This is a genomic window from Enterobacter cloacae complex sp. S2, from assembly GCF_015159675.1.
GTDB lineage: Bacteria > Pseudomonadota > Gammaproteobacteria > Enterobacterales > Enterobacteriaceae > Enterobacter > Enterobacter intestinihominis.
This window is the reverse complement of record NZ_JADDTS010000018.1, coordinates 108,097-131,069: the sequence shown is the minus strand read 5'-3', so window position 1 is coordinate 131,069 and position 22,973 is coordinate 108,097. Positions and strand designations below refer to the sequence as shown.

General features: G+C 55.8%; 20 protein-coding genes. 3 read left to right on the top strand and 17 right to left on the bottom strand.

Annotated features, from left to right (window positions below):
- Positions 1-14: 14 nt before the first annotated feature.
- Positions 15-1,058, bottom strand: a complete 1,044-nt coding sequence (locus IPZ49_RS10060; RefSeq protein ID WP_022647054.1) for a GMP reductase — start codon at positions 1,056-1,058, stop codon at positions 15-17.
- A 228-nt stretch (positions 1,059-1,286) separates the two neighbouring features.
- On the opposite strand from IPZ49_RS10060, the gene coaE reads away from it, so the two are divergent.
- The 3 genes from coaE to yacG are packed head-to-tail and all read left to right on the top strand — an operon-like array spanning position 1,287 to position 2,854.
- Entirely contained in the window at positions 1,287-1,907 is a 621-nt protein-coding gene (gene coaE / locus IPZ49_RS10055) for a dephospho-CoA kinase (protein WP_063146425.1), read from the top strand.
- The gene (zapD, locus tag IPZ49_RS10050; RefSeq protein ID WP_063146424.1) at positions 1,907-2,650 is read left to right on the top strand and encodes a cell division protein ZapD; all 744 of its coding nucleotides are present in this window, start codon (positions 1,907-1,909) and stop codon (positions 2,648-2,650) included. The genes coaE and zapD overlap by 1 nt, the downstream gene beginning before the upstream one ends.
- 9 nt (positions 2,651-2,659) lie before the next feature.
- Positions 2,660-2,854: a DNA gyrase inhibitor YacG gene (yacG, locus tag IPZ49_RS10045; RefSeq protein ID WP_003856332.1), complete on the top strand. Its 195-nt coding sequence runs from the start codon at positions 2,660-2,662 to the stop codon at positions 2,852-2,854.
- 34 nt (positions 2,855-2,888) lie between these two features.
- Here the strand turns inward: yacG and mutT are convergent, their stop codons facing one another.
- The 16 genes from mutT to IPZ49_RS09965 all read right to left on the bottom strand — a co-directional run bounded on the left by mutT (position 2,889) and on the right by IPZ49_RS09965 (position 22,961).
- On the bottom strand, positions 2,889-3,281 hold the full coding sequence (gene mutT, locus IPZ49_RS10040; protein ID WP_032625594.1) for an 8-oxo-dGTP diphosphatase MutT: 393 nt from the start codon (positions 3,279-3,281) through the stop codon (positions 2,889-2,891).
- Positions 3,282-3,338: 57 nt separating this feature from the next.
- On the bottom strand, positions 3,339-6,044 hold the full coding sequence (gene secA, locus IPZ49_RS10035) for a preprotein translocase subunit SecA (protein WP_022647050.1): 2,706 nt from the start codon (positions 6,042-6,044) through the stop codon (positions 3,339-3,341).
- Between the two features lie 59 nt (positions 6,045-6,103).
- Positions 6,104-6,607 carry a secA translation cis-regulator SecM gene (gene secM / locus IPZ49_RS10030; RefSeq protein ID WP_032677334.1) on the bottom strand — a complete coding sequence of 168 codons (504 nt, stop codon included), beginning with the start codon at positions 6,605-6,607 and terminating at the stop codon, positions 6,104-6,106.
- A gap of 280 nt (positions 6,608-6,887) precedes the next feature.
- Positions 6,888-7,805 (bottom strand): UDP-3-O-acyl-N-acetylglucosamine deacetylase, encoded by a 918-nt coding sequence (lpxC, locus tag IPZ49_RS10025; RefSeq protein WP_003856337.1) that lies wholly within the window; start codon positions 7,803-7,805, stop codon positions 6,888-6,890.
- Positions 7,806-7,906: 101 nt separating this feature from the next.
- The gene (ftsZ, locus tag IPZ49_RS10020; protein WP_022647048.1) at positions 7,907-9,058 is read right to left on the bottom strand and encodes a cell division protein FtsZ; all 1,152 of its coding nucleotides are present in this window, start codon (positions 9,056-9,058) and stop codon (positions 7,907-7,909) included.
- A gap of 62 nt (positions 9,059-9,120) precedes the next feature.
- On the bottom strand, positions 9,121-10,377 hold the full coding sequence (ftsA, locus tag IPZ49_RS10015; protein ID WP_003856340.1) for a cell division protein FtsA: 1,257 nt from the start codon (positions 10,375-10,377) through the stop codon (positions 9,121-9,123).
- Positions 10,374-11,216 (bottom strand): cell division protein FtsQ, encoded by an 843-nt coding sequence (gene ftsQ, locus IPZ49_RS10010; protein WP_003856342.1) that lies wholly within the window; start codon positions 11,214-11,216, stop codon positions 10,374-10,376. The genes ftsA and ftsQ overlap by 4 nt, the downstream gene beginning before the upstream one ends.
- Position 11,217: 1 nt before the next feature.
- Positions 11,218-12,138 (bottom strand): D-alanine--D-alanine ligase, encoded by a 921-nt coding sequence (locus tag IPZ49_RS10005; RefSeq protein ID WP_023299324.1) that lies wholly within the window; start codon positions 12,136-12,138, stop codon positions 11,218-11,220.
- On the bottom strand, positions 12,131-13,606 hold the full coding sequence (murC, locus tag IPZ49_RS10000) for a UDP-N-acetylmuramate--L-alanine ligase (protein WP_063146423.1): 1,476 nt from the start codon (positions 13,604-13,606) through the stop codon (positions 12,131-12,133). The genes IPZ49_RS10005 and murC overlap by 8 nt, the downstream gene beginning before the upstream one ends.
- Before the next feature lie 59 nt (positions 13,607-13,665).
- Complete coding sequence (gene murG / locus IPZ49_RS09995; protein WP_023299322.1) at positions 13,666-14,730, bottom strand: undecaprenyldiphospho-muramoylpentapeptide beta-N-acetylglucosaminyltransferase; 1,065 nt, start codon at positions 14,728-14,730, stop codon at positions 13,666-13,668.
- A complete protein-coding gene (ftsW, locus tag IPZ49_RS09990; protein WP_022647044.1) occupies positions 14,727-15,971 on the bottom strand; it encodes a cell division protein FtsW in 1,245 nt (414 codons plus the stop codon). Before ftsW ends, murG begins: the two co-directional genes overlap by 4 nt.
- Positions 15,971-17,287: a UDP-N-acetylmuramoyl-L-alanine--D-glutamate ligase gene (murD, locus tag IPZ49_RS09985; RefSeq protein ID WP_063146422.1), complete on the bottom strand. Its 1,317-nt coding sequence runs from the start codon at positions 17,285-17,287 to the stop codon at positions 15,971-15,973. Before murD ends, ftsW begins: the two co-directional genes overlap by 1 nt.
- 2 nt (positions 17,288-17,289) lie before the next feature.
- Complete coding sequence (mraY, locus tag IPZ49_RS09980) at positions 17,290-18,372, bottom strand: phospho-N-acetylmuramoyl-pentapeptide-transferase (protein WP_003856353.1); 1,083 nt, start codon at positions 18,370-18,372, stop codon at positions 17,290-17,292.
- Complete coding sequence (gene murF / locus IPZ49_RS09975; protein WP_063929051.1) at positions 18,366-19,724, bottom strand: UDP-N-acetylmuramoyl-tripeptide--D-alanyl-D-alanine ligase; 1,359 nt, start codon at positions 19,722-19,724, stop codon at positions 18,366-18,368. The genes mraY and murF overlap by 7 nt, the downstream gene beginning before the upstream one ends.
- Positions 19,721-21,208, bottom strand: coding sequence for a UDP-N-acetylmuramoyl-L-alanyl-D-glutamate--2,6-diaminopimelate ligase (gene murE, locus IPZ49_RS09970; RefSeq protein ID WP_046619892.1), 1,488 nt, complete (start codon positions 21,206-21,208; stop codon positions 19,721-19,723). Before murE ends, murF begins: the two co-directional genes overlap by 4 nt.
- On the bottom strand, positions 21,195-22,961 hold the full coding sequence (locus tag IPZ49_RS09965) for a peptidoglycan glycosyltransferase FtsI (RefSeq protein ID WP_063146420.1): 1,767 nt from the start codon (positions 22,959-22,961) through the stop codon (positions 21,195-21,197). The genes murE and IPZ49_RS09965 overlap by 14 nt, the downstream gene beginning before the upstream one ends.
- Positions 22,962-22,973 lie beyond the last annotated feature (12 nt).

The following is a 22,973-nucleotide window of genomic DNA, read 5'->3' as shown; positions in this document are numbered from 1 at the left end:
GCCAGCCGTAGCCGTCAGAGGCTATTAAATACGCGGTTTTCCTGCTCCTGAACGCGGATAAACGTCGTGCGTTTAGTCAGCTCTTTCAGGCGGGAAGCCCCCACGTAGGTGCAGGCAGAACGCAGACCGCCGAGGATATCGCGCGCCGTGTTTTCGACCGGGCCGCGCAGTGGCAGCTTCACGGTTTTACCTTCCGCCGCACGGTATTTCGCGACACCACCCACGTGACGGGTCATCGCAGATTCAGAGCTCATTCCGTAGAACAGCATGAATTTCTCACCGTTCTCTTCCACCACGGTACCGCCGCTCTCTTCGTGGCCGGCCAGCATGCCGCCGAGCATCACGAAGTCCGCGCCGCCGCCGAAGGCTTTCGCCACATCGCCTGGCATGGTGCAGCCACCGTCGCTGATGATCTGGCCGCCCAGACCGTGCGCGGCGTCAGCGCATTCAATTACCGCAGACAGCTGCGGATAACCCACACCGGTTTTCACGCGCGTGGTGCAAACGGAGCCCGGGCCAATGCCCACTTTCACAATGTCGGCCCCGGAGAGGATCAGCTCTTCACACATTTCACCGGTCACCACGTTGCCCGCGATGATGGTTTTGGTTGGCCAGGCTTCACGCGCCTTGCTGACGAACTGGACGAAATGCTCGGAATAACCATTTGCCACGTCAATGCAGACAAAATTCAGCGCCGGATTGGCGTTCAGGATCTGTTTGGTTTTCTCGAAATCTGCATCAGACGTACCGGTCGAGACCATCACATGCTTCACCACGTCAGCCGAGGCTGAGGCGACAAACGCATTCCACTCCTCAGGGCTGTAGTGTTTATGTACCGCAGTAAGGATGTCGAATTGCGCCAGCGCGGTCGCCATCTCGAAGGTCCCGACGGTGTCCATATTGGCCGCGATAATCGGCACGCCAGACCACGTCTGACCGGAATGCTTAAAGGTGAATTGACGTTCGAGTTCAACGTCTGAGCGACTTTTCAGTGTAGAGCGTTTAGGGCGGATAAGAACGTCTTTGAAACCTAACTTCAGATCTTCTTCAATACGCATGTGCGGATTCCTGGGGTTAGAGGCAAATATATTAAAAGCACAACTCCAGTGACGCTATCATACGCACTAATACCTGCTCCGCAAGACTGCGAAATTCTCTTTTTTTACGCTACAATCCTATAAATTTACCTGGTAAAAAGCGGGTAAAGAGAGCTAAACATTGGCTGTTGTAAGTTTGAATTTTAAGCAACTGATTTTAAAACTGAATAATTCCCAGGATCTGATTTAATGGGGTATATCGTCGCATTAACCGGCGGCATCGGTAGTGGTAAAAGCACCGTTGCGCACGCGTTTGCTCGTCTCGGCATCACGATTATCGACGCCGATATCATTGCCCGTCAGGTGGTAGAACCCAATACACCCGCCTTAAACGCCATCGAAGCGCATTTTGGTCGCCGTGTGATACAGGCTGACGGCACCCTGAATCGTCGGCAGCTGCGTGAGTGCATATTTTCCGATCCGGCGGAAAAAGCCTGGCTTAATGCCCTGCTCCACCCCATTATCCACCATGAAACTCAGCGTCAGATTGCCGCAGCCAGTTCGCCCTATGTGTTGTGGGTGATCCCGTTACTGGTGGAAAATCATCTACAGAATAAGGCGGACAGAACGCTGGTGATTGACGTTTCCCGCGAAACGCAAATCCAGAGAACCATGGCGCGTGACCATGTTTCACGCGAGCATGCTGAACAAATTCTTGCCGCACAGGCCACGCGCGAAGCGCGCCTCGCCGTTGCGGATGATGTTATTGATAATAACGGCGCACCAGATGCCATTGCATCGGATGTTGCTCGTCTGCACGCGAAGTATCTGACCTTCGCCACGCAGGCCGTTGCACAGGAAAAACCATAATGTCGACTCATATCCTTTTTGAGCATCCGCTTAACGAAAAAATGCGTACCTGGCTACGCATAGAATTTCTTATTCAACAACTTTCACAACATCTGCCCGTCAACGATCATGCCACCGCGCTGCATTTTTTCCGCAACGTGGGCGATCTGCTGGATGTGATTGAACGCGGCGATGTCCGCACTGAGCTGTTGAAAGAGCTGGAGCGCCAGCAGCGTAAATTACAGGCCTGGGCCGAAGTACCGGGCGTAGATCAAAGTCGAATTGACGCTTTACGCCAGCAGCTAAAAAACAGCAGCGCGACGCTGATGGCCGCGCCGCGCGTTGGACAATTTTTACGCGAGGACCGTCTGATTGCGCTGGTGCGTCAGCGTCTGAGCATACCGGGCGGTTGCTGTAGCTTTGACCTTCCAACGCTGCATATGTGGCTGCACATGCCGCAGGAACAGCGCGATCGCCAGGTGAACAGCTGGATGGGCAGTCTGGAGCCGATGAATCAAACGTTATCCCTGATCCTCGATCTTGTGCGTAACTCTGCCCCGTTCCGCAAGCAGACCAGTCTCAACGGTTTTTATCAGGATAACGGCGACGACGCCGATCTTCTGCGTTTGAATCTCTCTCTTGGCGAGCAGCTTTACCCGCAAATTTCCGGACATAAAAGCCGTTTCGCGATCCGCTTTATGCCGCTGGACAGTGAGCATGGCACCGTGCCGGAACGCCTCGATTTTGAACTGGCCTGTTGTTAAGGAGTGCCGATGTCTGACGTAACCACCGTAAACTGCCCAACCTGTGGGAAAACTGTCGTCTGGGGAGAAGTGAGTCCATTTCGCCCATTCTGCTGCAAACGCTGTCAACTTATAGACCTGGGCGAATGGGCGGCGGAAGAGAAACGCATTCCGAGCGAAGGCGATCTCTCGGATAGCGATGACTGGAGCGAAAACCAGCAGTAACATTTAAAGCCTGCTGGCGCTTCGCTTAGCAGGCCTACGGTTGTGCGACCAGCCGGAGGATCACAGGCTCATTGGCAGGCGGGAATTTTTCCGCATCGCTGGCCTGAAGCTCAATCCAGTTACCCGGCTGCCCCTCTTTTCCCCATGGCTCACCTTCCCAGTTTTCCACCAGCCAGAACCACAGCGTGATGTGCCTGTCCGGAAACTGGTACTCCAGCTTATCGAACAGCGTTGCGCCATGCGGGGTGATCCCCACCTCTTCCTGAAGCTCACGCACCAGCGCCTGCTCCGGCGTTTCACCTGATTCGATTTTTCCGCCGGGGAATTCCCATTTGTTGGCCATATGCGCATCGGCGGCACGTTGGGTAATGAAGATCTGGTTTTGCGGGTTGCGAATGATCCCGACAGCAATTTGCAGTGTTTTCATCATGTCACGTCCATAAAAAAGGCGCAGATATCTGCGCCTTTTCGGTTTGTTATGTTCTTAGCTCAGGCGGCCGTGGCACGCCTTGTATTTTTTGCCGGAACCGCATGGGCACGGATCGTTACGACCGACTTTACGATCGCCCGTCTGCGCTGCGATTGCCGCTGCGGCTTCGCTCTCATCGGTCTGATGACTCAGCTGCTGCATCTGTGCCAGACGCTCAGCTTCTTCACGACGCTGCTGCTCCATCGCTTCCACTTCTTCCGGCATACGCACCTGAACTTTGCTCAGAGTGCTGATGACTTCATACTTCAGCGACTCCAGCATGGCAGCAAACATGGAGAAGGATTCACGCTTGTACTCCTGCTTCGGATCTTTCTGCGCATAACCACGCAGGTGGATACCCTGACGCAGGTAGTCCATTGCCGCCAGGTGCTCTTTCCACAGGGAGTCCAGGGTCTGCAACATTACGCCTTTCTCGAAGTGACGCATCATCTCAGCGCCAACCACTTCTTCCTTACGCTTGTAGACGTCCAGCGCGGTTTCGTAGATACGCTCGCGCAGGGTCTCTTCGTGCAGCTCAGGCTCTTTGTCCAGCCACTCTTTGATTGGCAGTTCGAGGTCGAAGTCGTTTTTCAGACGTTCCTGCAGGCCTTCGATATCCCACATCTCTTCCAGAGACTGCGGTGGAATGTGCGCGTCGATAGTGGCTTTGAACACATCTTCGCGAATGCTGTTGATGGTTTCGCTCACGTCGGACACGTCCAGCAGTTCGTTACGCTGGGTATAAATCGCACGACGCTGGTCGTTGGCAACGTCATCATATTCCAGCAGCTGCTTACGAATATCGAAGTTGCGGCTTTCTACTTTACGCTGGGCGTTGGCAATCGCTTTGGTAACCCACGGGTGCTCGATCGCTTCGCCAGGTTTCATGCCCAGTTTACGCATCATGCCGGACACACGGTCAGAGGCAAAAATACGCATCAGCGCATCTTCCATAGACAGATAGAAACGGGAAGAACCGGCATCACCCTGACGGCCCGCACGACCGCGCAGCTGGTTATCGATACGACGAGATTCATGACGCTCGGTACCAATGATGTGCAGACCACCGGATGCCAGCACCGCGTCGTGACGCACCTGCCAGTCGGCTTTGATCTGCGCGATTTGCTCCGGGGTTGGGTTTTCCAGCTCGGCCACTTCGGCCTGCCAGCTACCGCCGAGCATAATATCGGTACCACGACCCGCCATGTTGGTAGCGATGGTTACGGCAGCCGGGTAACCCGCCTGCGCAACGATATCTGCTTCTTTAGCGTGGAACTTGGCGTTCAGCACGTTGTGCTTGATGCCCGCCTTGGTCAGCTCGTTAGACACCACTTCAGATTTCTCGATGGAGATGGTCCCCACCAGAACCGGCTGGCCCTTCGCGGTACGATCGCGAATATCTTCGATGATCGCCTGGATTTTTTCCGCTTCGGTCATGTACACCAGGTCCGGCATATCCTTACGGATCATTGGACGGTTGGTTGGTACTACCACGGTATCCAGCTTATAGATGGAGCTAAACTCAAACGCTTCGGTATCTGCGGTACCGGTCATCCCCGCCAGCTTCTCGTACAGACGGAAGTAGTTCTGGAAGGTGATAGACGCCAGCGTCTGGTTTTCGTTCTGAATATCCACGCCTTCTTTCGCTTCCACGGCCTGGTGCAGACCATCGGACCAGCGACGTCCCTGCATGGTACGACCGGTGTGTTCATCGACGATGATGACTTCACCGTCTTTAACGATATAGTCAACGTCGCGGGTGAACAGGGCGTGCGCGCGCAGTGCAGCCGTTACGTGGTGCATCAGCATGATGTTGCTCGGGGAGTACAGAGACTCGCCCTCTTCCATAATGCCTTCAGCCACCAGCAGCTCTTCGATTTTCACCAGGCCGCGTTCGGTCAGGTTGACCTGACGCGCTTTTTCATCCACGGAGAAGTGACCTTCACCCTGGAAAGTATCGGAGTCTTCTTTCTCCTGACGCAGCAGGTGTGGAATGATTTTGTCGACTTTACGGTACATCTCGGAGCTGTCTTCGGCCGGGCCGGAGATGATCAGCGGGGTACGCGCTTCATCGATCAGAATGGAGTCAACCTCATCCACCAGCGCATAGTGCAGTTTACGCTGGACGCGCTCTTCAGGGCTGAACGCCATGTTGTCACGCAGGTAGTCGAAGCCGTATTCGTTGTTGGTGCCGTAGGTGATGTCCGCGTTGTAGGCTTCACGCTTCGCAGGTGCCGGCAGGCCGGACATGTTAATGCCCACGGTCATGCCGAGGAATTCGAACAGTGGACGGTTATTTTCGGCGTCGCGTTGCGCCAGATAGTCGTTGACGGTAACAACGTGAACGCCCTTACCCGTCAGCGCATTCAGGTAAGCCGGCAGCGTTGCAGTCAGGGTTTTACCTTCACCGGTACGCATTTCCGCGATGCAGCGCTCGTTGAGCACCATCCCGCCCAGCAGCTGCACGTCGAAGTGACGCATGCCGAACACGCGTTTACTGGCCTCACGTACTACGGCAAAGGCTTCCGGGATCAGGCTTTCTAAGGTTTCGCCTTTCTCCAGACGCGCACGGAACTCCGCGGTTTTTGCTTTCAGTTCATCATCAGAGAGCTTCTCCATCGCCGGTTCCATACCGTTGATGACGTTCACAGCTTTGCGCATGCGGCGCAGGGTACGATCGTTACGACTACCAAAAACTTTGGTTAATAATTTGATTAGCATGTTAAATTCTCAAACGCCCCAGTCGGGCAGATAAATTAAGGTATTGAAAAAGGGTTAATTTAGCTGAGGCGTTGAGGCCCGGCACGGATGCCGTGAACCTGGCTAATCCAGGTCGAAACAGAGAAGGATGCGGGGGAAACAAAAGCAGTTTGCGCCGTCTGACTCACGGTCACAGGCGGCTGGTTGTCCTGCGTCAGAAGCGCATTGAGCGTATCGAGCAGAGCAAGGTGCTGAGCCTGGACCGGCAGCGTTTCTTCAGCAACAGGCATCGTCTGCGGCGCCATCGCGAACGACAGATGGCGAATAACCGTGCGAATCGCGTGTTGCTGCCAGTAATCAACGGAGAAATTGGGACGACGGCTGGCTTCAAGCCATGCGAGATTAGTGAAGTTAACCCGCGTGGTGAGATCGTGCTTGGTCGTCGTGGAACGTGCTGGGGTTGCCGCGTCTGCGCTGTTGCTGAGCACAGGCAAGCCGAGACTCGCCGCGACCATCCCCAATAAGAGATGCGGCCAGAAGTAACGTCTGCCAAATTGTCGCCAGCGCGTCAGTATTCCGCTCACTTGCTCCACCACGTTCGCCCGCCAGTGCAGGCTGAGTTCAGTTATTCTTTTTTAGCGCCCAGATATTACCACTAAAGCCAATACACGACAGCAGGAATGACACCTTGCAGCAGGTAAAAACGGTCATTAATGCAGCGAACACACCGTTATTTGGCACCCAACACAGGCCAGGGGTGAGAGAGACAAATCCAGAAAGGGCAGAAATAAAAACGACTGGCTTCCCTGGTCGGAGAGAGTACCAGGTGAACCAGTCGCTTTTCTTACGAAACGGCTTTAACCGTTACGCCAGGACCATAGTCGGGGCTTTGAACGCCAGCGGCAGTTCAGCTTCGTCTTCGAAGGTCACATATTCCCAGGCTTCCTGTTTTGCCAGGACGGCCTGCAACAGTTTGTTGTTCAGTGCATGACCGGATTTAAACGCGGTAAAGGCACCAATGATGTTGTGACCACACATGAAGAGGTCGCCGATCGCGTCCAGCATTTTGTGACGGACAAATTCATCTTCAAAACGCAGGCCGTCTTCGTTCAGTACGCGATAATCGTCAACAACGATGGCACAATCGAAGCTGCCGCCCAGGCACAGGCCGCGGGATTGCAGATATTCGATATCACGCATAAAGCCGAAGGTACGTGCTCGGCTGATCTGACGCATGAACGCATCCGCAGAGAAGTTCATCGCATAGCGCTGGGTGCTGGAGTCAATCGCCGGATGGTTAAAATCGATGGTGAAGTCCAACGAGAAACCATTGTACGGTTTGAATTCAGCCCATTTGTCGCCATCTTCGACGCGAACGGTCTCTTTAATGCGAACAAATTTCTTCGCGCAGTTCAGTTCTTCGATGCCGGCATCCAGCAACAAATAAACGAACGGAGCAGCACTCCCGTCCATGATCGGGATTTCTGGCGCATCGACTTCAACCATAATGTTGTCGATACCCAGACCCGCCAGGGCGGCGTTCAGGTGCTCTACGGTAGAAATCCGCACGTCATGCTCGTTCACCAGACAAGTACAGAGCATAGTATCACGCACAGATTTGGCATCGGCCGGAAAATCTACCGGTGGATTCAAGTCGGTGCGACGATAGATGACCCCGGTATTGGCCGGCGCAGGGCGTAACGTCAGTGTGACTTTCTTGCCGGTATGTAAACCGACACCCGTCGCCTGAACGATACGTTTAAGTGTCCTTTGTTTGATCATCGTATAATCTCGCCAAATTAACTATCCAACCGAGAGTGTATATCACTAACGGTGGGCCAGTTTAGCACAAAGAGCGCAAATCCCCAAATTCCAGCCAATTCTTAGTCAGCTTGCTTACGCAGGAACGCCGGGATATCCAGATAATCTGGCTCTTTTGCCGTTTGTGGAGTCGGGTCGTTCACCACTTTCGCAGCCGGTTTTTGCTCCTGAGTCAGAGGCGACATACCGTGCTGCTGGTAACGATCCATCACCGGCTGCTGAGTCTGTTTGTTGGTCACGAGGGTGATCTCAGGACGCTTGTCCATACCGATACCGGTGGCCACAACAGTCACACGCAGTTCGTCGTTCATTTCCGGGTCAAGGGACGTACCGATAACAACGGTCGCGTTGTCAGAGGCGAATGCACGGATGGTGTTACCCACGGTTTCGAACTCATCCAGACGCAGGTCAAAGCCAGCGGTAATGTTGACCAGCACGCCGCGCGCGCCAGACAGATCGATATCTTCCAGCAGTGGAGAAGAGATCGCCATTTCAGCGGCTTCTTCCGCACGGTCTTCACCGCTCGCCACGCCAGAGCCCATCATCGCGTAGCCCATCTCGGACATCACGGTGCGAACGTCTGCAAAGTCAACGTTCATCAGGCCAGGACGGGTAATCAGTTCAGCAATACCCTGAACCGCGCCTTTCAGCACGTCGTTTGCCGCGCCAAAGGCGTCCAGCAGAGAGATACCGCGACCCAGCACTTTCAGCAGCTTGTCGTTCGGAATGGTAATCAGAGAGTCCACGTGCTTGGACAGCTCGGTGATACCCTGCTCCGCGAAAGCCATACGCTTCTTACCTTCGAAGTTGAAAGGCTTGGTCACGACAGCAACGGTCAGAATACCTAAATCTTTAGCGACTTCCGCCACAACGGGTGCTGCACCGGTACCTGTACCGCCGCCCATACCCGCTGCGATGAAGACCATGTCTGCACCGTCCAGTGCAGCGCGCAGCGCTTCACGATCTTCTTCAGCCGCGTTGCGGCCCACTTCCGGGTTAGCCCCTGCTCCCAGACCTTTGGTGATGCCACCACCGATCTGAATCGTCTGGCCAACAGCCGTTTTACGCAACGCCTGCGCATCGGTGTTCACCGCGAAGAATTCAACACCTTCGATGCGCTCGCGCACCATGTGCTCTACGGCGTTACCGCCGCCGCCACCGACGCCGATGACTTTAATCACCGCGTCGTTGGTTAATTCCATAGGTTCAAACATAATCTCTCTCTCCGTTGTGCCTGTCGCCCGAGACCGCTAATTCTCTCCGGTCTCTTAAAAAATTAAAATTCTTTTCGCAACCAGGTGTTAAGTCGTTTGACCCACGACCCCACCGAGACGCGTTTTTCCACCTCTGCCTCACCACTTAAATGGGATTCTTTCCCGTAGTGCAGCAGGCCCACCGCCGTTGAATAGTACGGCTCCTGAGCATAATCCGTTAAACCGGTGATATTCAGCGGCGCACCAATACGCACCTGCGTATGGAACACGCGCTGAGCGCAGGCCGCAAGACCTTCAATTTGCGCTGCCCCGCCGGTTAATACAATCCCCGCTGCGAGATGATGTTTCACACCCTGCTGGCGAAGCTGTTCCTGTAACTGCAAAATCTCTTCGTTGACCAGGTTGAGCAGCTCGGTATAACGCGGCTCAATTACCTCTGCCAGCGTCTGGCGTTGCAGGCTGCGCGGCGGTCGACCGCCTACGCTCGGCACTTCAACGCTCTCGTCTTTGCCGACGATAGAGCCCAGCGCGCAACCGTGGCGCACTTTAATCGCCTCTGCATCGCTCGGTGGCGTACCAAAGGCGTAAGCGATATCGCTGGTCACCACATTCCCGGCGTACGGGATCACTTTGGTGTGGCGCAACGCACCGCCGGTATAGACAGCCATGTCCATTGTACCACCACCAATATCGACCACACAGACGCCCAGTTCACGTTCGTCTTCGGTCAGCACGGAATAGCTCGCGGCAAGTCCGGCGAAAATTAGTTGGTCAACTTTCAGGCCACAACGTTCAACGGCTTTTACAATGTTCTTCGCCATATCGTTGTGACATGTGATCAGGTGCACTTTTGCCTGCATACGTACGCCCGACAGACCGACCGGATTCTTGATACCTTCCTGGTAGTCGATCGCGTATTCTTGCGGGATCACATGCAGCACACGGTGCTCGTCGCGAACACGCACGGATTTCGCCGTGTGGACAACGTTCTCAACGTCTTCCTGCGTCACTTCTTCTTCAGAAATCGGCACCATACCGATTTCATTCTGGCAGCTGATGTGCTTACCAGAAAGGGCCAGATAGACAGAGGAAATCTGGCAATCTGCCATCAATTCAGCCTGGTCGATGGCGCGCTGAACGCATTTCACCACCGACTCAAGGTCGTTTACCCCACCTTTATCCATACCACGGGAAGGGCAGCTGCCCACGCCAATGATATTGACCATACCGTCGGGCAGAACTTCCCCTACCAAAGCGGCAACCTTCGCGGTGCCAATCTCCAGTCCTACTACCAATTTTCTGTCCGTCGACTTGATCATTGTTGTTCTGCCTGTACCTGTGCCTGATTTTGTTGCTGATTAGGTTCCTCGACCGGAGCCGGCTCCCAACCGACTGCTGCGCCTGAGTCATAGCGCAAATCAACGTAGCTTATCCGTTTGCCATCCGTCTGCGCCTGCTGCTGTAAAACCGGGTAAAGTTCTACAAAACGCGCCAGACGTTTCATTGTGTCGCCGCGGCCAAGATTGAGCTTAATGCCATTCGTTAAGGTCAGCTGCCAGGAACGGCGCGCCGTCATCGCAGCATCTTTTAACGTAAAGCGATCCTTAGCCAGCACCTGCCCCATCTCACGAAAACCCTGCAATACTTCGTTTTCGCTGCCTTCCGGGCCATACAACATCGGTAAATTCTGCTTGTTGACACGATCGCTCGGGACGCTGAACGAATTTCCGTCTACGTCAACCATATGCTGATCATTCCAACGCGCAATCGGCACATATTCAACCAGATGAATCTTCAATTCATCAGGCCATTGCTTTCTGACACTCGCCTGTTTTATCCACGGCAGACGTTCAATCTGGCTCTGGATAATGTTGACGTCCTGCGTCATAAAGGTGCCAGGCGACCCCAGCGCCAGAATTGACTGGCGAATGTCATCGTTACGCGTGTAGTGACGCTCTCCGGTCACTACCAGCTTCGACAGCGGCAACCGCTGTGCGTCTTCCATCCAGCCCAGCACCATCCAGCCGCTGATAAACACGGTGCACAGCACCCCGAGCAGGAAAATAATTCCTGCAAGACGCGTTCCATTACTCCGGCGCGAAGAAGAATATTCTTCTTCGTCATCGCGGTTGCGCGTGTTCAACGCAGCCTGAGACATATCAGCCCGCCTGGTCCAGAATACGTACGACTAATTGCGAGAAGCTCATTCCCGCCTGACGCGCCGCCATCGGCACAAGGCTATGGCTGGTCATACCCGGAGACGTGTTTGCTTCCAGCAGATAAAATTGCCCATCACCGTCAAGCATCACATCAATTCGTCCCCAGCCTCGGCATCCCAAAACATTCCAGGCTTTAAGCACCAGAGACTGTAATTCCGCTTCACGTTGTGCTTCAAGACCAGCTGGGCAGAAATATTGCGTCTCATCAGAGAGATACTTCGCCTCATAATCATAGAAGACTCCGGCGGGTTGGATGCGAATTGACGGTAAAATTTCTTCACCAAGCATCGCGACGGTAAATTCCGGCCCGCTAAGCCATTTTTCAATCAGAACTTCTTCATCATGTTGAAATGCCAGAGCTAAAGCGTCAGCCAAATCTACAGCTTTATCAACTTTGGACATTCCCACGCTCGACCCTTCACGGCTAGGCTTCACAATAACCGGTAAGCCCAGTGACGCAATGCGTGTATTAACGCTGTCCGACAAGCCCAATTCAAATTCACGGCGCGTCAGTGCAACCCATGGCGCAACGGGCAGACCCGCCCCCTGCCACAGCAGTTTGCTGCGCAGTTTATCCATGGAGATAGCGGATGCCATCACGCCACTGCCGGTGTACGGCATACCGATCAGCTCCAGCAGCCCCTGCAACGTGCCGTCTTCACCGCCGCGGCCATGCAACGCGATAAAGGCTTTATCGAAGCCCATCGCTTTCAGCTGCGTAACGTCCACCTCTTTCGGATCAACCGGATGCGCGTCCACGCCACCTTCACGCAGGCCCGCCAGCACGGCAGCGCCCGAATTCAGAGAAACCTCGCGTTCGGCGGAAGTGCCGCCAAACAGGACAGCAATCTTATCAGCCATGACGCTCGTCCTCCTGAGTTTGCGGCTTCAGTTTGATTTCAGCTAAGGTACGGGCGATTTTGCCGATATTTCCCGCACCCTGAATCAGGATCAGATCGTTACCCGTCAGGACCGGGGCAAGCATTTCAGCTACCTGCACCGGGTCGGGGACCAGGATAGGGTCCACTTTACCGCGTCCGCGGATGGTACGACATAAAGACCGACTGTCCGCGCCCGGAATCGGCGCTTCACCCGCGGCATAAACATCCAGCATCAGCAGGGTATCGACCTGCGAAAGGACGTTGGCAAAATCGTCATACAGATCGCGGGTACGTGTGTAACGGTGCGGCTGGAAGATCATGACCAGATTCTTTTCCGGCCAACCCGCGCGTGCCGCTTTGATGGTTGCGTCCACCTCCGTCGGATGGTGACCGTAGTCATCGACCAGCATCGCAGAACCTGGCTTACCGTTTACTGGCTCCAGTGGGAACTCACCCAGGAAGTCGAAGCGACGGCCCGTTCCCTGGAAGCTTTCCAGCGCGCGCAGGATCGCCTCATCATCAATGCCTTCTTCCGTTGCAACAGCCACCGCCGCCGCCGCATTCAGGGCATTGTGACGTCCCGGCGCGTTCAGGGTGACATGCAGGAGCTCTTTATCCTGGCGTGCCAGGGTGAAATGCCCCTGCGCACCAATCTGCTTATAATCTTCCACGCGTACATCAGCGTCTTCGCTGAAGCCGTAGGTGGTAATTTGACGCCCGACGCGCGGCAGCAGCTCGCGGATCACCGGGTCGTCCACGCACATCACCGCACGGCCATAGAACGGAAGGTTGTGCAGGAAGTTAATAAAGGTCTGCTTTAAGTTCTCGAAGTTGCCCTGGTAGGTATCCATATGGTCAGCTTCGATATTGGTGACGATAGCCACCATCGGCTGCAAATGCAGGAACGACGCGTCGCTTTCATCCGCTTCCGCAATCAGATAACGGCTGTGGCCCAGACGCGCATGCACGCCAGCGGCTTTCACCAGACCACCGTTAACGAACGTTGGGTCGAGACCCGCTTCCGCATAAATGCTGGAGACCATCGCTGTTGTTGTGGTTTTACCGTGCGTACCGGCCACCGCAATGCCGTGACGGAAACGCATCAGTTCCGCCAGCATTTCCGCGCGACGGATCACCGGAATGCGCGCCTCATGCGCCGCAACGATTTCCGGGTTATCCGCGGAGATCGCGCTGGACACTACAACCACGCTCGCATCGCTCACATTTTCCGGGCGATGATTGAAATAGATAGTCGCCCCCAGCGACGCCAGCTGCTGCGTAACAGGGTTTGGCGCCAGGTCAGACCCGCTGATCTGATAGCCTTCGTTAGCTAACACTTCGGCAATACCGCCCATGCCAGCACCACCGATGCCGACAAAGTGAATGTGCCGGACGCGACGCATCTCGGGCACGATAGAACGCAGTTTTGCCAGTTGTTGTGTATTCATTCTCTAAACGCCATCGACTACTTCAAAAAAATCGTGCAGCGCAACACGCGCTGCGAGAATTATGCCTGGGCTGCCAGGCTCACTTCTTTTGCCACCCGTTCCGTTGCATCCGGGATAGCGGTCGCGCGTGCGCGTTGCGCCATCTCCAGTAATACATCCCGGTTCCAGCCCGCCAGGGTAGTGGCGACCGCATCAGCGGTAAATTGTGGCTGCTCAAAAATCTTCGCGGCACCCGCTTTCTCAAGCGGCAGCGCATTCCAGTACTGCTGTCGGTCTTTGTGCTGGAACGGCACAAACAGCGCCGGCAAACCGGCGGCGGCGATTTCGCTCACCGTCAGCGCGCCCGAGCGACAGACCACGACATCGGCCCAGGCATAGGCTGCGGCCATATCATCAATAAATTCAGTCACTTTATGCTGCGGCTGACCTTCCTGCGCGTAAGCCTGCTCAACGCTCTGCTGAGCGCCCTTCCCGCTCTGGTGCCAGATGGTCACCGCATCACCCAGTTTTGCCGCAACCTGTGGCATCGTCTGGTTTAAAATACGTGCGCCCTGTGAACCGCCGACAACCAGCACGCGCACCGGCCCTTCGCGACCCGCCAGACGCGTATCTGGCAGCGGCAGCGCCAGCACGTCCACACGCACCGGATTCCCTACGACATCCGCTTTCGGGAATGCCCCGGGGAAGGCCTGCATAACTTTGGTGGCGATTTTTGCCAGCCATTTGTTGGTCAACCCGGCAATACCGTTCTGCTCATGCAGAACAACAGGGATGCCCAGTGACCACGCCGCCAGTCCTCCCGGACCGGAAACGTAGCCGCCCATGCCCAGAACGACGTCAGGCTTAAAGCGCTTCATAATGTCGCGCGCCTGACGCCAGGCATTGAAAATGCGCACCGGCGCCAGCAGCAGCGCCTTGATCCCTTTGCCACGAAGGCCAGAAATACGAATAAAGTCGATCTCGATACCGTGTTTAGGTACAAGGTCGGCTTCCATGCGGTCTGCGGTTCCCAGCCAGCGTACCTGCCAGCCCTGTTCCATTAAATGGTGCGCAACCGCCAGTCCCGGGAACACGTGTCCGCCGGTCCCGCCTGCCATCACCATTAACCGCTTCGGTTGATTCATCGTGAACCTCGTGTAAACGCCTGAGCTTTCTCCAGACGCGTTTCATAATCTATGCGTAACAAAAACATGATGGCCGTCGACATGATCAACAGACTCGAACCACCATAACTGATCAACGGCAACGTCAGACCTTTGGTCGGCAGCATACCCGCTGCGGCCCCAACGTTTACCAGTGCCTGGAAGCTAAACCAGATACCAATTGAGCAGGCCAGGAAACCGGAGAAGCGGTGATCGATCTCCAGCGCTTTACGGCCAATCGACATGGCGCGGAAAGCGACGAAGAATACCATTAATAGCGCCAATACCACACCGATATAACCCAGTTCTTCCCCAATAATGGAGAAGATAAAGTCGGTATGCGCCTCCGGTAAATACTCCAGTTTTTGCACCGAGTTGCCCAGGCCTTGGCCCCAGACTTCGCCGCGGCCAAACGCCATCAGCGACTGTGTCAGCTGATAACCGCTGCCGAACGGATCTTCCCATGGGTTCCAGAACGAGGTCACACGGCGGATACGGTATGGTTCGGCGAGGATCAGCAGCACCACCGCCGAAATCCCCATCCCGATGATGGCAATGAACTGCCACAGTTTTGCGCCCGCCAGGAACAGCATCGCCAGCGTAGTGACAAACAGTACGACTACCGTACCGAGGTCGGGCTGCGCCAGCAGCAGGATCGCAAGCACCAGAATCACGCCCATCGGTTTTAAGAAGCCGCGCAGGTTGTTACGAACTTCGTCGACTTTACGCACCAGGTAGTTTGCCAGGTAGCAGAACAACGAAAGCTTGGTGAACTCTGCAGGCTGAATACGCAGCGGACCAAAGGCGATCCAGCGTGATGCCCCGTTAACGGAGCTCCCGACGACCAGAACGATCAACAGCATGATGATTGAGGCGATAAGCATGGCCGTACTGTGCCGCTGCCAGAACGACATCGGCAGGCGTAAGGTGATCATCGCCAGGCAGAACGCGAGAATGATGTACAGCCCGTCACGCTTGGCAAACAGGAACGGATCGTTTGCCAGACGCTGTCCGACAGGCATCGACGCCGAGGTGACCATAATAAAGCCGGTCGCAGCCAGCCCCAGCGTGAGCCAGAACAGCGTGCGGTCGTACATAATCAGGCTGTCGGAATCTTTATCCCGTGAAGCCATCACCCAGCCTTTCAGCGCCGTAAACAGCCATACCAGGATACCAAACCCTGGCAGACGCGGCATTTTCAGGCGAGGGAGAGATAAACGCATCAGCCTAACTCCTTCGCCAGGCGGGTAAAGACATCGCCCCGCTGTTCGAAATTCTTAAATTGATCGAGGCTGGCACAGGCTGGCGAGAGCAGCACCATATCGCCGGGCTTCACGCGTGGGGCGATAAGGCGCATCGCCTGTTCCATGGTCTCGGTTTGTTCGGCGACCTCAGGACGCAACGCCGCAAGCTCGCTGCCATCGCGGCCAAAGCAATAAAGGCGCACGTTATTACCGTTGAGGTACTGCTTCAGCGAGGAGAAATCGGCTGATTTACCGTCGCCGCCCAGCAGCAGATGCAGTGTGCCTTCAACGTGCAGACCGTTCAATGCCGCCTCGGTGCTACCCACATTGGTCGCTTTGGAATCGTTAATCCAGCGTACGCCGTTGTGTTCCAGCGCCAGCTGAAAACGGTGAGCCAGGCCGGTAAAGGTGGTCAGCGCCTTCAGGCTTGAAGATCGCGGCAGGCCAACGGCATCCGCCAGCGCCAGCGCCGCCAGGGCGTTGGTGTAGTTATGCTGGCCGGAGAGCATCATCTCTTTCACGTTCAGCACCTTCTCACCTTTCACCCGCAGCCAGGTTTCGCCCTGCTGGCGGTTAAGGTGATAGTCACCCATGTTAATACCGAAGCTAATGCAGCGATCGTCTGCGCCACGCACCGGCATGGTGAGTGCATCATCGGCATTCACCACGCAGACTTTGGCATTTTCATAGACACGCAGCTTGGCCGCGCGGTACTGCTGCAAGCCGAACGGGTATCTGTCCATATGATCTTCGGTGACATTAAGGATCGTCGCCGCCGCCGCATGCAGGCTTGAAGTGGTTTCCAGCTGGAAGCTGGAAAGCTCAAGTACAAACAGCTCACACCCTTTATCGAGCAGCATCAACGCGGGCAGACCAATGTTACCGCCCACGCCGACATTTTTGCCCGCCGCTTTCGCCATCTCACCCACCAGGGTGGTGACGGTGCTTTTACCGTTTGAACCGGTAATGGCAACGATCGGGGCCTGCGCCTCCCGGCAGAACAGTTCGATATCGCCAACAATCTCAACGCCTGCATCCGCCGCGGCACTCAGCGAAGGATGCGCCAGCGCCATGCCCGGGCTGGCAACAATCAGATCGGCGACCAGCAGCCACTCATCATTCAGACCACCCAGGTGGCGTTCAACCTGCTCCGGCAGCTTGTCCAGACCCGGCGGAGAGACGCGCGTATCCATCACGCGCGGCGTCACGCCACGCGCAAGGAAAAAGTCCACGCAGGAGAGGCCGGTAAGGCCCAACCCGATGATAACGACTTTTTTGCCCTGGTAATCTGCCATGATTAACGTACCTTCAGCGTTGCCAGGCCAATCAGCACCAGCATCAGCGAAATAATCCAGAAGCGCACAATGACGCGCGGCTCCGGCCAGCCTTTCAGTTCATAGTGGTGGTGAATCGGTGCCATACGGAAGATGCGCTGGCCGCGCAGCTTGAAGGAACCGACCTGCAAAATCACCGACAGGGTCTCAACCACAAACACACCGCCCATAATCACCAGCAGGAACTCCTGACGCAGCAGCACGGCGATAATGCCCAGCGCGCCGCCCAGTGCCAGTGAACCGACGTCGCCCATAAAGACCTGCGCCGGATAGGTGTTGAACCACAGGAAGCCCAGCCCCGCGCCGACAATCGCCGTACAGACGATCACCAGCTCACCAGCGTGTCGCAGGTACGGGATGTGCAGGTAGTTTGCAAAGTTCATGTTACCGGTCGCCCACGCCACCAGCGCGAAACCGCCCGCGACAAACACGGTTGGCATGATGGCCAGGCCGTCCAGACCATCGGTCAGGTTGACGGCGTTGCCGGTGCCGACGATCACAAAGTAAGCCAGCAGAATGTAGAACAGCCCCAGCTGCGGCATCACGTCTTTGAAGAACGGCACCACCAGCTCGGTGGCCGGGGTGTCTTTTCCTGCCAGGTAAAGCGCGAAGGCCACACCCAGCGCAATTACCGACATCCAGAAATACTTCCAGCGCGCGATCAAACCTTTGGTGTCTTTGCGCACGACTTTGCGGTAGTCATCAACAAAACCGATGATCCCGTAGCCAACCAGAACAGTCAGCACGCACCAGACGTAGGGGTTAGACGGATAAGCCCACAGCAGAACGGACACCACAATCGCGGTCAGGATCATGATCCCGCCCATGGTCGGCGTACCGCGCTTGCTGAAATGCGATTCCGGACCATCGTTGCGTACAACCTGGCCGAAAGAGAGTTTTTGCAAACGGGCAATCATGCGCGGGCCCATCCACAACGAGATGAACAGCGCAGTCAGCAGGCTGACGATGGCGCGAAACGTCAGATAGGAAAAGACGTTAAAGCCTGAATAATATTTGACCAAATGTTCGGCCAGCCAAACTAACATGTCCCGTTCTCCTGTAATGCGTGCACAACCTCTTCCATGGCGGCACTACGTGAACCTTTAACTAAAACAGTCACAATCTGTTTTTCTGTAATCAATGCCTTCAGGCGTTCGATCAGTGCAGATTTATCGGCAAAATGTTCGCCAACTTCACTGGCATCGGAAATGGCCTTGCTCAGCGTGCCTGCGCTCAGTACGCGGTCAAGCCCGGCAGCTTTCGCCGCTTCGCCAACCTGTACGTGGCAGGCTTCGCTTTCATCACCCAGCTCGGCCATATCGCCAACAACCATCACGCGATAGCCCGGCATCTCAGACAAGACCTGCACGGCCGCCGTCATGGAGCCGACGTTAGCGTTGTAGGAGTCATCCAGCAGGAGTTTGTTTTCAGCCAGCTGGATCGGGAACAGACGCCCCGGCACGGCTTTTAAATTTGCCAGACCAGTTTTTATCGCAGCATGTGAGGCCCCTACCGCCATTGAGAGCGCTGCCGCAGCAAGCGCATTGGCGATGTTATGACGACCCGGCAACGGCAGCAGCACGTCGATGTCGCCCGTTGGGGTCAGGAGGGTGAACTCGGTGCCGTGTGACGTCACATGAATGTTGGTCGCCGAAAAATCACTGTTTGCCGCATTCGGGGAGAAGCGCCAGGTTTTGCGTGAACCAATGATGCTCTGCCAGTTCAGCCAGTCATTGTTATCGGCATTCATAATGGCGATGCCGTCATCCGGCAGGCCGGTATAAATTTCACCTTTCGCTTTCGCCACACCGGCCAGCGAACCAAAACCTTCAAGATGTGCCGCCGCCAGGTTATTCACCAGCGCCGCTTCCGGACGCGTCAGGCTCACGGTCCAGGCGATTTCGCCTTGATGGTTAGCCCCTAACTCAATCACCGCATATTCATGCTCGTGGGTCAGGCGCAGCAGCGTCATCGGTACACCGATGTCATTATTAAGGTTGCCCGCCGTATAAAGCGTGTTTCCGCACTGGCTAAGGATCGCCGCCGTCATCTCTTTAACGGAGGTTTTGCCCGACGAGCCCGTCAGCGCCACGACGCGTGTTGGCACCTGCTGGCGAACCCATGCCGCCAGCTCACCAAACGCCAGGCGCGTATCTTTCACCACAATCTGCGGCAAATCGATATCGAGCTTACGGTTGACCAGCAGCGCACCCGCGCCGTTATCTTTAGCCTGTTGCGCAAAATCGTGGGCGTCAAAACGTTCACCCTTCAGCGCCACAAACAGGCAGCCCACCGTCACCTTACGGGTGTCGGTGGTCACAGCCTCGATGGTCAGATCCTGACCATGCAGCATCCCCTGCAATACCGCAGCGGCCTGGCTTAACGTAATGCTAATCATGCCACCACTCCCAGCAGACGCGCTGCCGTCACGCGGTCGGAGTAATCCAGACGACGATTGCCGACGATCTGATAATCTTCATGACCTTTACCGGCCAGCAGAACCACATCGTTCTCCTGCGCCTGCATAATGGCGTTAGTCACGGCCTCCGCACGGCCTTCGACCACGCGCGCACGCCCAGCATCCAGCATGCCCGCCAGAATGTCGTTGATAATGGCCCTCGGCTCTTCGGTACGCGGGTTGTCATCGGTCACCACGGGAATATCCGCGAACTGCTCAGCGATGGCGCCCATCAGCGGACGTTTGCCCTTGTCGCGATCGCCACCGCAGCCAAACACGCACCAGAGCTTGCCTGCGCAGTGCAGACGCGCCGCTTCCAGCGCTTTTTCCAGCGCATCCGGCGTGTGGGCGTAATCCACGACCACCGTCGGCTTGCCCGGCGCACTGAACACTTCCATGCGGCCACAGACCGGTTGCAAACGCTCAGACGTTTTCAGCAGATCCACCATCGGGTAACCCAGCGCCAGCAGCGTCGCCAGCGCCAGCAGCAGGTTACTGACGTTGAAAGCCCCCATCAGGCGGCTTTCAATTTCACCTTCGCCCCAGGTGGAAGCAAAGCGGATCGTCGCCCCGCTATCGTGGTAGTTCACTTCGACTGCCTTCAGCCAGCGGCCACGACAGTTCGGATTAATGCGATCTTCCATCGACACCGCCACCGCATCTGGCAGTTTTTCCAGCCAGCGGCGACCGACTTCGTCGTCGGCGTTAATGATCGCCTGCCCGTGGTGGTGAGTGGAATAAAGCAGCCATTTCGCCGCTTCGTAGTGCTCCATATCACCATGATAATCAAGGTGATCGCGGCTCAGGTTTGTAAAGACAGAGGCGGCAAATTTCAGTGCCGCCACGCGATGTTGTACCAGACCATGGGAGGAGACCTCCATCGCCGCGAAGGTCGCCCCCTGCTCTGCAAGGCCTGCCAGCACACGCTGCACGTCAACCGCCGAGCCTGTCGTGTTTTCCGTCGGGCTTACTTTGCCCAGAATACCGTTCCCCACCGTGCCCATGACGGCACCGGTTTCACCCAGCAGCTGAGCCCACTGCGCCATCAACTGAGTGGTGGTGGTTTTTCCGTTGGTTCCTGTCACGCCAACAAGCTTTAACTGGTCGGAAGGTTCGTTGTAAAAACGTCCTGCCAGCGCGGAGAGACGCTCATTCAGCTGGCTGAGATAGATGACCGGCACGCCGTGCATTTCACGGATCTCACCGTCTGTTGCCTCATCTTTGGCCTCAGCAATAATGGCAGCAACACCTTGCGCAATCGCCTGCGGGATATAACGACGCCCGTCCGCCTGATGACCTACAACTGCCACAAAAAGATCGCCAGAAGCCGCTACGCGGCTGTCCAGTACCATCTCTCGCAGTGCTCGCGCAGGTAGCATAGGCACCCACGGAGCAAGAAGGTCGCGCAAATTACGATCTGCCACCTGTTCCCTCGCCTTGATTAATTACAAATTCACTTTTTTCGCCCGTCGCCAGCGCATCCGGTTCAATGTTCATGGTGCGCAACACGCCGCCCATAATAGCCCCGAACACAGGCGCGGAGACGGCGCCGCCGTAGTATTTACCCGCCTGCGGATCGTTGATGACGACCACCAGCGCAAAACGCGGATTGCTTGCAGGCGCTACGCCTGCGGTATAGGCAATGTATTTGTTGATATAGCGGCCGTCCGGCCCCACTTTTTTCGCTGTACCGGTTTTGATGGCGATACGATAGCCCTTAATCGCGGCCTTCACGCCACCACCACCGGGCAGCGCGACGCTTTCCATCATATGTACGACGGTACGAACGATAGATTCCGGGAAAACACGTTCCCCCGGTACCGGTGGATCAACTTTGGTGATCGACAGCGGGCGATAAATGCCATAGCTGCCAATCGTTGCGTAGACTCGCGCTAACTGTAAGGGAGTTACCATTAGCCCGTAGCCGAAAGAGAAGGTGGCCCTCTCTATGTCAGACCACCGTTGTTTTTGAGGATATAAGCCACTGCGTTCTCCGACCAACCCCAAATTGGTCGCCTTTCCCAGCCCAAAACGTGAGTAAGTATCTGCTAACGCTGAGGACGGCATCGCTAACGCCAGTTTTGACACACCGACGTTACTCGACTTCTGTAAGACCCCGGTCAGGGTCAGTTCGCTGTAACGTGCCACGTCTTTTATTTCGTGGCCGTTAATTCGATAAGGGATCGTATTCAGAACGGTATTTTCGTTGACGATGCCTCGCTGTAGAGCCGTCATCACCACCATAGGTTTTACGGTTGAACCGGGTTCAAACACATCGGTGATGGAGCGGTTACGCATCGCATCTTTTGCTGTACCGGCAAAATTATTCGGGTTATATGAGGGACTACTGGCCATCGCCAGCACTTCACCTGTCGCCACATCCACCAGCACGGCACTGCCCGATTCCGCCTTGTTAAACGCGACGGCGTTGTTCAGCTCACGATAGACCAGCGCCTGCAAGCGCTCATCAATACTCAGGGCCAGGTTGTGCGCGGCCTGGCTGTCTGTCGAGGAAATATCTTCAATGACGCGACCATAGCGGTCTTTGCGCACGATTCGCTCGCCAGGCTGGCCGGTAAGCCACTTGTCGAAGCTTTTTTCAACGCCTTCAATCCCCTGGCTATCCACGTTGGTGAAGCCAATCAGGTGCGCGGTGACTTCGCCGGAAGGATAATAACGGCGGGATTCTTCCCGCAGATGAATGCCGGGCAGCTTAAGTTTTTTAATGTAATCAGCCATGTCAGGGTTCACCTGACGGGCAAGATAGATGAAGCGCCCTTTCGGGTTGGCGTTAACGCGTGACGCCAGCTGATCCAGCGGCATTTTCAACGCGTCTGAGAGCGCCTTCCAGCGGTTATCAAGGGTGATCCCGCCTGCGTCATGCAGCTCTTTAGGATCGGCCCAGATCGCCTTCACCGGTACGCTCACCGCCAGCGGGCGGCCGGAGCGGTCGGTGATCATCCCACGAGAGGTAGAAACTTCCTGCACGCGCAGAGAACGCATATCACCCTGACGTACCAGCATGTCAGGCGCGATGATTTGTAGCCACGCCACGCGTCCCAGCAGGAAACCCAGCGCCAGTAAAATGCAGCCGCAAAGCAACGCAAAACGCCAACTGTTAAAGTTGGCCTGTTCTTCCTGGCGTTTTGGTTTTAGCGTTTTTGCCGCTGCTTTCATGCGTCGCGTTTT